Source organism: Shinella sp. 20P9.1.1 (assembly GCF_057798995.1).
This window is the reverse complement of record NZ_JBYOLC010000006.1, coordinates 231,100-244,324: the sequence shown is the minus strand read 5'-3', so window position 1 is coordinate 244,324 and position 13,225 is coordinate 231,100. Positions and strand designations below refer to the sequence as shown.

At 63.3% G+C, this 13,225-nt stretch carries 10 protein-coding genes and 3 tRNA genes; 9 read left to right on the top strand and 4 right to left on the bottom strand.

Going from position 1 to position 13,225, the window contains the following annotated elements:
• Positions 1 to 201 precede the first annotated feature (201 nt).
• From AC27VQ_RS13165 to AC27VQ_RS13150, 4 genes are all read left to right on the top strand, one after another.
• Positions 202 to 1,509 carry a D-Ala-D-Ala carboxypeptidase family metallohydrolase gene (locus AC27VQ_RS13165; RefSeq protein ID WP_488716665.1) on the top strand — a complete coding sequence of 436 codons (1,308 nt, stop codon included), beginning with the start codon at positions 202 to 204 and terminating at the stop codon, positions 1,507 to 1,509.
• Between the two features lie 141 nt (positions 1,510 to 1,650).
• Positions 1,651 to 1,725 (top strand) — tRNA-Glu (locus AC27VQ_RS13160).
• Positions 1,726 to 1,857: 132 nt separating this feature from the next.
• A tRNA-Glu gene (locus AC27VQ_RS13155) sits at positions 1,858 to 1,932 on the top strand.
• Between the two features lie 140 nt (positions 1,933 to 2,072).
• Positions 2,073 to 2,147 (top strand) — tRNA-Glu (locus AC27VQ_RS13150).
• 35 nt (positions 2,148 to 2,182) lie between these two features.
• Here the strand turns inward: AC27VQ_RS13150 and recJ are convergent.
• The 4 genes from recJ to AC27VQ_RS13130 form a co-directional block, all read right to left on the bottom strand.
• Positions 2,183 to 3,991 carry a single-stranded-DNA-specific exonuclease RecJ gene (recJ, locus tag AC27VQ_RS13145; protein ID WP_488716591.1) on the bottom strand — a complete coding sequence of 603 codons (1,809 nt, stop codon included), beginning with the start codon at positions 3,989 to 3,991 and terminating at the stop codon, positions 2,183 to 2,185.
• Positions 3,992 to 4,085: 94 nt separating this feature from the next.
• On the bottom strand, positions 4,086 to 5,408 hold the full coding sequence (locus AC27VQ_RS13140; RefSeq protein ID WP_488716590.1) for a homoserine dehydrogenase: 1,323 nt from the start codon (positions 5,406 to 5,408) through the stop codon (positions 4,086 to 4,088).
• A gap of 58 nt (positions 5,409 to 5,466) precedes the next feature.
• A complete protein-coding gene (locus tag AC27VQ_RS13135) occupies positions 5,467 to 6,687 on the bottom strand; it encodes an LL-diaminopimelate aminotransferase (RefSeq protein ID WP_421593781.1) in 1,221 nt (406 codons plus the stop codon).
• Between the two features lie 175 nt (positions 6,688 to 6,862).
• On the bottom strand, positions 6,863 to 7,210 hold the full coding sequence (locus AC27VQ_RS13130; RefSeq protein WP_421593780.1) for a hypothetical protein: 348 nt from the start codon (positions 7,208 to 7,210) through the stop codon (positions 6,863 to 6,865).
• A gap of 125 nt (positions 7,211 to 7,335) precedes the next feature.
• Here AC27VQ_RS13130 and AC27VQ_RS13125 point away from each other — a divergent pair, with 125 nt between their 5' ends.
• The 5 genes from AC27VQ_RS13125 (at position 7,336) to sthA (ending at position 13,217) form a co-directional block, all read left to right on the top strand.
• A complete protein-coding gene (locus AC27VQ_RS13125; protein ID WP_488716589.1) occupies positions 7,336 to 9,192 on the top strand; it encodes a PHA/PHB synthase family protein in 1,857 nt (618 codons plus the stop codon).
• Positions 9,193 to 9,198: 6 nt separating this feature from the next.
• The gene (sfsA, locus tag AC27VQ_RS13120; RefSeq protein ID WP_313528610.1) at positions 9,199 to 9,918 is read left to right on the top strand and encodes a DNA/RNA nuclease SfsA; all 720 of its coding nucleotides are present in this window, start codon (positions 9,199 to 9,201) and stop codon (positions 9,916 to 9,918) included.
• 30 nt (positions 9,919 to 9,948) lie between these two features.
• A complete protein-coding gene (map, locus tag AC27VQ_RS13115) occupies positions 9,949 to 10,776 on the top strand; it encodes a type I methionyl aminopeptidase (RefSeq protein WP_488716588.1) in 828 nt (275 codons plus the stop codon).
• Positions 10,777 to 10,783: 7 nt separating this feature from the next.
• A complete protein-coding gene (gene radC, locus AC27VQ_RS13110; RefSeq protein WP_488716587.1) occupies positions 10,784 to 11,614 on the top strand; it encodes a RadC family protein in 831 nt (276 codons plus the stop codon).
• Positions 11,615 to 11,810: 196 nt separating this feature from the next.
• Positions 11,811 to 13,217, top strand: coding sequence for a Si-specific NAD(P)(+) transhydrogenase (gene sthA, locus AC27VQ_RS13105; RefSeq protein ID WP_488716586.1), 1,407 nt, complete (start codon positions 11,811 to 11,813; stop codon positions 13,215 to 13,217).
• Positions 13,218 to 13,225 lie beyond the last annotated feature (8 nt).

Here is a 13,225-nt window from a genome sequence, read left to right as displayed (position 1 = left end):
CGTTTTGCGTTTCACGGCTTCACACGCTCCGGCCTTTACATGAGGGGCCGGACCGGTAACATCGCGGCAACCGCAGCCTGTATCCCCTTGTCCCGTCTTGGGCTCTTCGTGCGTGCGGTTGCGACTGTTTGAAGAAATGGCCCGACCGGCGGCAAGACCGGGGGCTCGAACGTCGAAAGCGGGGGAAAGCCTTTGCAGGATATGCAAGGAAAGTGGCTCGGCCTGAAAACGCTGCGGTATGGATTGCTGCTGGCCGTTTCGGTTGCCACACTCTCGGGCTGCGTTTCCGCAGTCTCGAACGATATGCGTGCGGATATGAAGCCCGCGCAGGAAAGCGATGAAACCGTCGCGGATGCCGGCACGGACGAGACCACGACGCCGGTCACGACCGCCTCGGCCGCAAACGGCACGTCGCAGGGCGCCTATGCGACTGCGAATGCCGGCGATGCCGCTGCCATGAACGCCCAGCAGGCCGAAATGACCGGCGACCGGGCTGATATTGTCATGCAATCGACCACGCTGAATGCCGGCCGGTCGAGCATCTATTCCAACGGCACGCAGGCGGTTGCCACCAGCAATGCCTATTCCACAACGGGCGGCACGAATGCCGCCGTCAACAGCCTCTATGCCGGTGGCGCGCAAACTGCCGATCAATCCGGCCGCCTGCCCGTCGAGGACATGCCTCCGGTCGACTCGGCCACGCAACAGCAGAAGCTCGAAACACTGGGCGACGAACAGTCCGCCGTGCTGCCGGAAAACGTGCCGATCCCCAAGACGGCGCGCATGGCGCTCGTCAACGAGGCGGCAAGCGGCAACGCGGCCGACATGGCCCTTGCCAGGGAAGCAGACGATGGCGCAATGCGCCAGGCCGCGCTCGGCCAAACGCAGGCGAAGAGCCAGCCGCGCAAGACGCTGACGCTCGCCTCGCTGTTCAGCGGCAAGCGCGATGCCAAGGCGCAGTTCGACGGCGAGCGTTTCTCCGAACAGCCGCGCCGCGTTCTCAACCGCGATACTGCCGGCACCACGCAGAAGGCTTCGCTCGGCACCCTGCCCGGCGTTTCCACCGCCAATGCGATGTTCTCGACCCATCATTCCGAGGCTGACGAGGTCGAGGACGATGCGCCACAGTTCAAGGAAGTCGCCTCGCTTGCCGGTCTCGCACGCCTTGCGCCGAACGGCCTCTGGCTGCAGACCGAAAAGGTGAAGACCGGCTGTTTCAAGCCGGAACTGCTGCAGGTGCTGAAGACCATCGAGAAGCACTACGACAAGCCGATCATCGTCACATCAGGCCTGCGCGACCTGAAGGTCAACCGCGCCAAACAATCGCTGCACACACGGTGCGAAGCGGCGGATATCCAGATTGCCGGCGTCTCGAAATGGGAGCTTGCGGAATATCTGCGCAGCATGCCCGGCCGCGGCGGCGTCGGCACCTATTGCCATACCGAATCCGTGCATATCGATATCGGCGAGGAGCGCGACTGGAACTGGCGCTGCCGCCGGCGCAAGTGATCCACAGGCCCTAAGCCTCTGGAAACGAGCGGTTTTCCCGCCTCTTGAAGCCGCCTTCGGGCGGCTTTTCATTTTTTTGTCACAAGCACCTTTTCCCGCTTGCGGAAGGCAAAACGCCCTTCTATAAGACGCCCACCGCACGCGCCCTTCGTCTATCGGTTAGGACGCCAGGTTTTCATCCTGGAAAGAGGGGTTCGACTCCCCTAGGGCGTGCCACGGTTCCCTCCCCTTGAAACCCTTGTCTTTCAACGCAAAGCGTCCGCATTCGCACCTTTGAAAAAGTTGCGTCCAACGCGATTTTTCGGCTTGCGCATCCGCCCGCGCCCGACTAGAAGACGCCCACCGCACGCGCCCTTCGTCTATCGGTTAGGACGCCAGGTTTTCATCCTGGAAAGAGGGGTTCGACTCCCCTAGGGCGTGCCACGGTTTTTTCCCAAACCACTTGATTTGCCTGTTTTCGCCGCCGGCGGCATCGCTTGGTTTTTCGCATGAAAAAACTCGAAAAATCCTGCATTTAGGGCTTGCGCGAATCCATCGGCCCGACTAGATAACGCCCACCGCACGCGCCCTTCGTCTATCGGTTAGGACGCCAGGTTTTCATCCTGGAAAGAGGGGTTCGACTCCCCTAGGGCGTGCCACGGTTCTCTCCCATTCATCGCTGAAATCAGCCCGCTCAAAACGCTTTTGCCGTGTCCAGCATGCGGAATTGTATGCGCCGGCTGCCCTGCCAGCTGTCAGCGGAAAGCGTGCCGGCGACGTGCACGGCCTGACCACGCTCCTTCATCAGGAAGATGCCCAGATCCGCATCGGCGGCCCGGAAAGCCATGGCGTCAATGCGCCCGCCATCGGGGCCTTCCAGGCTGACGCGCAGGTGATTGACGCCGACGGGGCGCACGTCGCGGATACGGTGCGCCGGCAGCGCGAAGATCGGCTGCGGATGGCCGGAGCCGTAGGGGCCGGCCTGTTCGAGTTGGTCGGCAAGCGCAAGCGTCGCACCGGTGGCGCTCAGCGCACCGTCGATCTTCAGCGTTTCCACCGCCACGAGATCACGCACCGTGCGCTCGGCCTTCTCCTCGAAGAACGCGCGCAGGCGCCCGAGCTTTTCGCGCTCCACCGTCAGGCCCGCCGCCATGGCATGGCCGCCACCCTTGACCAGAATGCCCTCATCCACGGCGGCGCGCACCATGCGGCCCATGTCGAAACCGCTGATCGAGCGGCCCGAGCCGGTGCCCTTGCCGGAGGGGTCGAAGGCGATGGCGAAGGCCGGTCGGCGGAAGCGATCCTTGAGACGCGAGGCGAGCAGGCCGACGACGCCCGGATGCCAGCCCTCGCGGGCCGTCAGGATCACTGAAGCGCCTTCGCCTGTGCCATATTCCGCCTGCGCCTCGGCTTCCGCCTCCGCCAGCATGGCGGCCTCCATGACCTGGCGCTCGCGGTTGAGATCGTCGAGCTGCTTGGCGATGCGCTCGGCCTCGACCGGCTCATCGATGGTCAGCAACCGGCTACCAAGCGCGGCATCGCCGATGCGCCCGCCGGCATTGATGCGCGGGCCGACGAGAAAGCCGAGATGATAGGGCGTTACCGGCCCGCCGATGCCCGCCTGTTTCAGGAGCGCGGTAAGCCCGGCATTGCCGAGATGGCGCGCCGCGACGAGACCCTTGACCACATAGGCGCGGTTCAGTCCCTTCAGCGGAACGACGTCGCAGACCGTGGACAGCGCCACGAGATCGAGCATGGAGAGCAGGTCGAGGGTTTTGGCCCTGATATCACCACGGTCGCGCAACAGCCGCTGCAACGCCACCAGCACGAGGAAGACGACACCGGCGGCGGAAAGATGGCCCTGCCCCGACAGATCGTCCTCGCGGTTGGGATTGACCAGCGCAAGCGCCGGCGGCAGGTTCTCGCCGACCTGGTGGTGGTCGATGACAACGACGTCGATGCCGCGCTCGCGGGCGACGGCGAGCGATTCGTGGCTCGTCGAGCCGCAATCCACCGTGACGATCAGTTGCGCGCCGCGCTCGATCAGCTGCCCGATGGCATTCGGGTTCGGCCCGTAGCCTTCGAAAATGCGGTCGGGAATGTAGATTTCCGCTTCGACACCGAAATGCGCCAGGAAGCGGTAGAGCAGCGCCGAGGACGACGCGCCGTCCACGTCGTAATCGCCAAAAATCGCCACGCGTTCGCGCCGCTCGATGGCGCGCGCCAGCCGCTCCGCCGCGGCTTGGCAGTCCATTAGGCTATAGGGTTCCGGCATCAGCCGGCGCAGCGTCGGGTCGAGGAATTCGAGCGCATTGTCGAACGGCACGCCTCGGCCCGCCAGCACGCGGGAAATCAGGTCCGGCAGGCCATGGCTCTGGCTCATCGCCAGCGCCCGGTTTTCCCCCGCCTGGTCGAGTCGCGCCACCCAGCGCTGCCCGGTCACCGAGCGCTCCACGCCGAGAAACGCGCGGCTGACGGGGTCTGCGTTTTCCAACATGCTCATTGGCCGCTCCTGCTAGGCCCTAAAAGACCAGTGCCCGCGCTCCGGCGCAAGTCCGGAGGCGGGCACGGATTTGTTGACGGCGAAAAGACGGCAATCAAGCCGTCTTCGGACGCTCGATGCGGATCACCTGCGGTTCGCCGACGAGGTATCCCTCGCCCTTGATGGAGGCGACGGCCTTGCGGACGGAATCTTCCATCGTCGCGTGGGTGACGAGGATGATGGTCTTGGGATCGGTCGATTCGGTGGTCGACTGCGCGCGCTGCACGATCGATTCGAGCGAGATGCCGTTTTCCGCCATATGCTTGGCGATGCTGGCGAAGACGCCCGTGCGGTCTTCCACGGAGAGGCGGATGAAGTAGCCGCCGTGATGCTTGCGGATCTGAGCACGCTTGTAGGGCTGAAGCGCCGCCGCCGGACGGCCGAGCACCGGCACGGTCTGCGCACCCGGCCGGCTCTTCGCGATGTCGGCAATATCGCCGAGCACGGCGGATGCCGTGGCATTGCCGCCAGCGCCGGGGCCGACCATCAGCAACTCGCCGAGAATGTCCGATTCGATCGCAACCGCATTCGTCACACCATCGACCTGCGCGATCACGCTGTCGAGCGGCACCATGGTCGGGTGCACGCGCTGTTCGACGCCGGTATCGGTCTTCTGCGCCACGCCGAGCAGCTTGATACGGTAGCCAAGATCGGCCGCCGCCCGGATGTCGTCGATCGAGATGTTGGTGATGCCCTCGAGATAGATGTCATCGGCCGAAATCTTCGTGCCGAAGGCGAGCGTCGTCAGGATCGACAGCTTGTGCGCGGTGTCGTTGCCCTCGATGTCGAAGGCAGGGTCCGCTTCGGCATAGCCGAGACGCTGGGCTTCCTTCAGGCAGGCCTCGAAGGATAGGCCTTCCTTCTCCATCTTGGTCAGGATGTAATTGCAGGTGCCGTTCATGATGCCATAGACGCGCGAAATCGTGTTGCCCGTCAGGGACTCTCGCAGTGCCTTGATAACCGGGATGCCGCCGGCGACCGCCGCCTCGTAGTTGAGGATGCAGCCGTTCTGTTCGGCAATACCGGCCAGCTCGACGCCGTGGGCAGCCAGCAGCGCCTTGTTGGCGGTCACGACATGCACGCCGCGCGACAGTGCCGCCTTGACGGCCGAATAGGCCGGATCGCCCGATCCGCCCATCAGTTCGACGAAGACATCGATCTTCGCATCGCGGGCAAGTGCGACGGAATCATCGAACCATTCGGCGGCGGACAGGTCGACGCCACGATCGCGCCCCTTGGAGCGCGCGGTAATCGCGACGATCTCGATCGGCCGGCCGCAGGTCGTCGTTAGCATGTCCCTGCGTTCGACGAGAATCTTCGCGAGCGAGGCACCAACGGTCCCCAAGCCCGCAATGCCGATCTTCAGGGCATCAGCCATGGTCATGTCCTATGTTTGGATAAAAGCCCTCCGCTGGAAACGCGGAGGGCGGATTGTTTTAGCGATGGGCGTTCAGCGAGATGACGTTGTGCATCGTCTCGTCGGCCGTGGAAAGGAACTTCTTGATATTGCGCGCCGCCTGGCGGATGCGGTGCTCGTTCTCGACGAGCGCGAGGCGGACGTAATCGTCGCCCATTTCGCCGAAGCCGATGCCGGGCGCAACCGCCACATCCGCCTTCTCGACGAGCAGCTTGGAAAACTCCAGCGAGCCGAGGTGACGGAACTTTTCCGGGATCTTTGCCCAGGCGAACATGGTCGCGGCCGGCGGCGGAACCTCGAAGCCCGCCTTGCCGAAGGTGTCGACCATCACGTCGCGGCGGCGCTTATACACATTGCGCACTTCCGCGATATCAGAGCCGTCGCCGTTCAGCGCATGGGTCGCCGCCACCTGGATCGGCGTGAACGCGCCGTAGTCGAGGTAGGATTTCACGCGCGTCAGCGCGGCGATCAGGCGCTCGTTGCCGACGGCAAAGCCCATGCGCCAGCCGGGCATGGAGAAGGTTTTCGACATGGAGGTGAATTCCACCGCCACGTCGATGGCGCCGGGAACTTCCAGAACGGACGGCGGCGGAGCACTTTCGTCGAAGTAGATTTCCGAATAGGCAAGGTCGGAGAGCACGATGATGTCGTGCTTCTTCGCGAACGCGATGACGTCCTTGTAGAAATCGAGCGAGGCGACATGCGCCGTCGGGTTCGACGGATAGTTGATGATCAGCGCCAGCGGCTTCGGGATCGAGTGGCGAACGGCGCGCTCGAGCGGCGGGAAGAAGCTCTCGTCCGGCTCGACGGACATGGAGCGGATCACGCCGCCCGCCATCAGGAAGCCGAAGGCGTGGATCGGATAGGTCGGGTTCGGGCAGAGGATGACGTCACCGGGCGCGGTGATCGCCTGCGCCATATTGGCAAAGCCTTCCTTGGAGCCCAGCGTCGCGACGACCTGCGTCTCCGGGTTCAGCTTCACGCCGAAACGGCGGGCATAATAGGCGGCCTGGGCGCGGCGCAGGCCCGGAATGCCCTTGGAGGAGGAATAACGGTGCGTGCGCGGATCCTGCACCACTTCGCACAGCTTGTCGACGATCGCCTTGGGCGTCGGCAGATCGGGGTTGCCCATGCCAAGGTCGATGATATCGGCACCACCCGCTCGCGCGCTTGCTTTCAAACGGTTGACCTGTTCGAAAACATACGGCGGCAGACGCCGGACCTTGTGAAACTCTTCCATCTTTAACCCCGTTAGGCGCGAAGCCCCTCCGGCGGCCCTGCCGGACGGCGCAAAACTCCGCGCGAATCAAGTCCTCGATTAAGGGCAAAAGCGTTCAAAATGAAGGCGCTCCGCCCTAGACCGGCGGCCATTGGCCGCCTTCCGCTTTGCTGCCAAACGGCAAGAAAGGCAAGTGCTAATTCGTCTTCTGGATTTCCGAAAGCGTCTCTCGGCCATGGCCATCGCGCAGGGCCTGCAGTTCGGCGAGCTGGCGACGGTATTCGGCCTCGGAAATCGCGCCGGAACGGCGGCGGCTGGTCAGCGATGTCAGGCGCGCACTAATGGCGGAGGCCTCCTCGTCGCCCATCTGCTGCGTCTCGGCGCTGACGATGGCGGTGATGTCAGGATAGGCTTCGGAGCGGTTGGCACCGGCATTGACCGTCGCGGCCGACTGCGTCGAGGTCGAAGAGGCGCAGGCCGCGAGAACGACCGGCACGGCGGCCATGAGAAAGACGGCGCTCAAGCGCCTGATTTCGAACGCCATGTGGCTGTATGCTCCTGTCGAAACGACCGGTTCCGGATATTGCCTGGAAAGGCTGTCAGGCCCTTGTAATCTGTTTCGTAGAGAATGTAAAAATACAAAAGAGACAATAAAATCGGGAGGGAAAGATGGCCGAGGACAGCAAAGCGGGCGAACGCGATGCGACAGCGGACAAGCCCGGTTTTCAGGCTTTCGATCCCGCAGCGATCGAACCTTATATCGTCAAGGATCCCGAAGCGCTGACGGTCAACATGGCGCGCACGGTCGAACAGCTCGGCAAGGCTGCTTCCGCCTGGCTCGCCCCGCGCGAAAGCGGCGAGAAGGTCGATACGGTCTCGGAGCCGATGGTCGACATGGTCAAGACGCTCTCCAAGGTCTCCGAATACTGGCTGGCTGATCCGCGTCGCACGCTGGAAGCCCAGACCATGCTGCTCGGCAGCTATTTCAACATCTGGTCGCGCACCTTGAACAAGCTCGGCGGCCAGGAGGCCGAGGCCGCCCCTGATCCGCATGCCAAGGACAAGCGCTTTGCCGACGAGGACTGGGTGAAAAACCCCTTCTTCGATTTCCTGCGCCAGGCCTATTTCGTGACGTCCGACTGGGCCGAAAAGCTCGTCGCCGATGCCGACGGGCTCGACGAGCACACCCGCCACAAGGCCGGCTTCTATGTGAAGCAAATCGCCAGCGCGATCTCGCCGACCAATTTCGTCACGACGAACCCGCAGCTCTACCGCGAGACCGTCGCCTCGAACGGCGCAAACCTGGTGCGCGGCATGAAGATGCTGGCGGAGGACATCGCCGCCGGCAAGGGCGACCTGAAGCTGCGCCAGACCGACACCAGCAAGTTCGCCATCGGCGAGAACATGGCGCTGACGCCGGGCAAGGTGCTCGCCCAGAGCGATGTCTGCCAGGTCCTCCAATATGACGCGACGACGGAAAAGGTGCTCAAGCGCCCGCTCCTCATCTGCCCGCCCTGGATCAACAAATTCTACATCCTCGATCTCAACCCGGCAAAATCCTTCATCAAATGGGCAGTCGATCAGGGTCACACCGTCTTTGTCATCTCCTGGGTCAACCCGGACGAGCGCCACGCCGACAAGGACTGGGAATCCTACGCCCGAGAAGGCATCGGTTTCGCGCTCGACACGATCAAGCAGGCGACGGGCGAGGAAGAGGTCAACGCCATCGGCTATTGCGTCGGGGGCACGCTGCTGGCCGCCACGCTCGCTTTGCATGGCCAGGAAGGCGACAAGCGAATCCGCACCGCGACGCTCTTCACCACGCAGGTCGATTTCACCTATGCCGGCGATCTCAAGGTCTTCGCCGACGAGGACCAGATCGACGTCATCGAGCGCGGCATGAAGGCGACCGGCTATCTCGACGGTTCCAAGATGGCGACCGCCTTCAACATGCTGCGCGCCTCCGAGCTCATCTGGCCCTATTTCGTCAACAACTACCTGAAGGGCCAAGATCCGATGCCCTTCGACCTGCTCTACTGGAATTCGGATTCCACACGAATGCCCGCCGCCAACCATTCGTTTTATTTGAGAAATTGTTATCTCAAGAATACGCTCACAAAGGGTGAGATGAAGCTTGCCGGCAAGACGCTGTCGCTGAAGGACGTGAAAATCCCGATCTACAATCTCGCCACCAAGGAGGACCATATCGCGCCGGCGAAATCGGTCTTCGTAGGCAGCAAGTTCTTCGGCGGCAAGGTCACCTATGTCATGGCCGGCTCCGGCCATATCGCCGGCGTCGTCAACCCGCCGGACAAGAAGAAGTACCAGTACTGGACCGGCGGCCCGGTGACGGGCGAGTTCGAGGACTGGGCGGCGAAGGCAACGGAAACCGCCGGCTCCTGGTGGCCGAACTGGCATGAATGGATCAAGGCCGAGGACGACCGCATGGTGCCCGCCCGCAAGACCGGTGGCACGATGAATTCCATCGAGGAGGCCCCCGGCTCCTATGTGCGCGTGCGTGCCTGAGCAGACATGATCTTCGATCCGCCGCTCGTGTCCGGCACCCTCGTGCAGCGCTACAAGCGCTTCCTGTTCGACGCCATCCTCGACGACGGCTCGGCGATCACCGGTTCCTGCCCCAATACCGGCTCGATGCGCGGCCTGACCGCGCCGGGCTCGCGTATCTGGATGTCGACAAGCGACAGCCCGACGCGAAAGCACCGCCACCGCCTGGAACTGGTTGAGGCCGACGACACGGTGGTCGGCATCAATACCGGCCTGCCGAACCGGCTGGCGGAGGAAGCGATCCTTGCGGGCCTCGTTGCCGATCTCGCCACCTATCCTGTGCTGGAGCGCGAAAGGAAATACGGCCGCAACTCCCGCATCGACATTCTGCTCTCGGGAGACGCGCGACCGCCGGCCTATGTCGAGGTCAAGAACGTGCATTTCCGTCGCACGCCCAACCTCGCCGAGTTCCCGGATACAGTGACGGAACGCGGCGCAAAACATCTGGAAGAGCTGGGCGACATGGCCGAGGCCGGGTTTCGCGCCGTCATGCTCTACCTGATCCAGCGCGAGGATTGCGAGCGATTCCGCATCTGCGCCGATCTCGACCCGACCTATGCAAAGGGTTTTCAGCGCGCCATGGCGCGCGGCGTCGAGGCCTATGCGGTGAAATGTGCCGTTACATCCAAGCAAATCCGCCCCGTGGCCGCGATCGCCATGGACGAACCCGGTGCCGCTGTTTTATGACGGTCAGGAAAGACGAGCGAAAGTTGGACCATGGTGACCTATATCGACGCGACCTCCGCGCCGCTGAAGAACACGGGCGTGATTCGCCTCTACGACGCGGAGGCCTTCGACGGCATGCGCAAGGCCTGCCAGCTGACGGCACGCTGCCTCGATGAGCTCTACCCGCTGGTGAAGCCCGGCGTTGCGACCGATGTCATCGACCGCTTCGTCTTCGAATTCGGCATGGACAACGGCGCCCTACCCGCCACGCTGAACTATCGCGGCTACACCAAGTCGAGCTGCACCTCGATCAACCACGTCGTCTGCCACGGCATTCCCAATGACAAGCCGCTGCGCGACGGCGATGTCGTCAATATCGACGTCACCTTCATCCTCGACGGCTGGCACGGCGATTCGAGCCGCATGTATCCCGTGGGCGAAGTGAAGCGCGCCGCCGAGCGTCTGCTCGAAGTCACCCATGAATGCCTGATGCGCGGCATCGCCGCCGTCAGGCCCGGCGCGCGCACCGGCGCCATCGGCGAAGCCATCCAGACCTATGCGGAAGCCGAGCGCTGCTCCGTCGTGCGCGATTTCTGCGGCCACGGCGTCGGGCGGCTGTTCCACGATGCGCCGAACATCCTGCATTACGGCCGGGCAAACGAAGGCCCGGAAATGAAGGAGGGCATGATCTTCACCATCGAGCCGATGATCAATCTCGGCCGACCGCATGTGAAGGTGCTGTCCGATGGCTGGACCGCGGTCACCCGCGACCGCTCGCTCTCCGCACAATACGAGCACACTGTCGGCGTCACCGCCGATGGCTGCGAAATCTTCACCCTGTCGCCCGGCGGTCTCGACCGTCCCGGCCTGTCTTCATAGGCCGCCCATGACGGGATCGCGCGGACGCTCGGGCAAATCCTCCTCCTCCACGCTGGAGGACGCCGCCCCGCCCGCCGACGATCTCTTCGACGAAGACGACGAGCGCGGCCATTTCTTCGAGCGCCCGGCCCGTACGTCTTCCGCAAAGGCGGTTCCGCCTCCGGAAGACAAACACTACCACGGCCACCGCGACCGTCTGCGCACCCGCTTCCGCGATGCCGGCGACACAGCCCTTGCCGATTACGAAATCCTCGAACTCCTGCTCTTCCGCCTCATTCCCCGCCGCGACACCAAGCCGGTGGCGAAGGCCCTGCTCGACCGTTTCGGCACGCTGTCAGGCGTCTTCGGCGCCACGCCGGCGCTCCTGCAGGAGGTGAAAGGCATCGGCGAGGCCGTCGCACTCGACCTGAAGCTCATCTCCGCCGTCGCGCAACGCACGCTGAAAAGCGAGATCCGCAACAAGACGGTGCTCGCCTCCTGGTCGTCGGTCATCCAGTATTGCCATGCCGCGATGGCGCATGAACCGCGCGAACAGTTCCGCATTCTCTTCCTCGACAAGCGCAACGCCCTGATCGCCGACGAGGTGCAGGGACGCGGCACGGTGGATCACACGCCGGTCTATCCGCGCGAGGTGGTGCGCCGCGCACTCGAACTCTCCTCCACCGCCATCATCCTCGTCCACAATCACCCCTCCGGCGATCCCACCCCGTCGCGGGCGGACATAGACATGACGAAGACGATCGTGGAAACCGCCCGTCCGCTTGGTATTACGGTGCATGATCACATCATCATCGGCAAGGACGGACATGCGAGCCTCAAAGGCTTGAGACTTATGTGAATTCCAAGCAATTCCAGCAAAAGTGTCATACGGTTTTGCGTCCGGAATTGCGTTAAGAAACAATGGAGTCGGATGACCGATCCTTCATCCGATTGAAACGGTTTTCTGCCACATCAGGTTGACGAAATTTGCCCGGCGAAGACAATTGCTGCAATGCAATACGATTCTTCCCGCACAGGACTTGGGGCCATCTCACATGCAGGAATATGATCTCGTCGTCGTAGGCAGCGGCCCGGCAGGCCGCCGCGGCGCCATCCAGGCGGCCAAGCTTGGACGCAAGGTTCTGGTCATCGAACAGGGCAAGCGCGTCGGCGGCGTTTCGGTGCACACCGGCACCATCCCGTCGAAGACGCTGCGCGAGACCGCGCTGAACCTTTCCGGCTGGCGCGAGCGCGGTTTCTACGGCCGCGCCTACCGCGTCAAGCAGGAGATCAGCGCCGACGACCTGCGCCGCCGCCTGCTCATCACGCTCGATCACGAGGTGGAGGTGCTGGAGCACCAGTTCGCCCGCAACCGCGTGCAGCACATCCGTGGCAAGGCGAAATTCGTGACGGCGGATACGATGGAGATCGCCAAGGACGACGGCGAGACCATCCATGTCCAGGCGAAAAGCATCATGCTCGCCGTCGGCACGAAACCCTATCGCCCCGACAACATTCCGTTCGATGGCGTCAGCGTGCTGGACAGCGACGAACTGCTCGACATCAAGGAACTGCCGCGCTCGATGGCCGTCATCGGCGCCGGCGTCATCGGCATCGAATATGCCACGATCTTCTCGGCGCTCGACACGCAGGTCACGGTCATCGATCCCAAGGCGACCATCCTCGATTTCATCGACAAGGAGATCATCGAGGAATTCATCCACGATCTGCGTGACCGCAACATGAAGCTGATCCTCGGCCAGAAGGCCGACAAGGTGGAGAAGCTCGAAAACGGCAAATGCGAGATCACACTGGACAACGGCCGCCATGTCACCTGCGACATGGTGCTCTATGCCGCCGGCCGCGTCGGCGCGACGGATAGCCTCAACCTCGCCGCCGCAGGCCTCACCGCCGACCAGCGCGGCCGCCTCAGCGTGAACCCGGAAACCTTCCAGACGGAAGTGCCGCATATCTACGCCGCCGGCGACGTCGTCGGCTTCCCGGCGCTTGCCTCCACCTCGATGGAACAGGGCCGCATCGCCGCGCGCGTCGCCGTCGGCGCCATCGCCAAGGAGCCGCCGAAATATTTCCCCTACGGCATTTATGCCGTGCCGGAAATTTCGACCTGCGGCCTCACCGAGGAAGAGGTCAAGGAGCGCGGCATTCCCTATGAATGCGGCATGGCGCGTTTCCGCGAAACCTCGCGCGGCCACATCATGGGCCTCAATTCCGGCCTCCTGAAAATGATCTTCTCGCTGAAGACCCGCCGCCTGCTCGGCGTGCACATCGTCGGCGAAGGTGCCACCGAACTCGTCCATATCGGCCAGGCCGTTCTGAACCTGAAGGGCACCGTCGAATATTTCGTCGAAAACACCTTCAACTATCCGACACTCGCCGAAGCCTACAAGATCGCCGGCCTCGATGCCTGGAACCGCATGGGCGACCTCTCGCAGACGGGCTGAACCGCCCG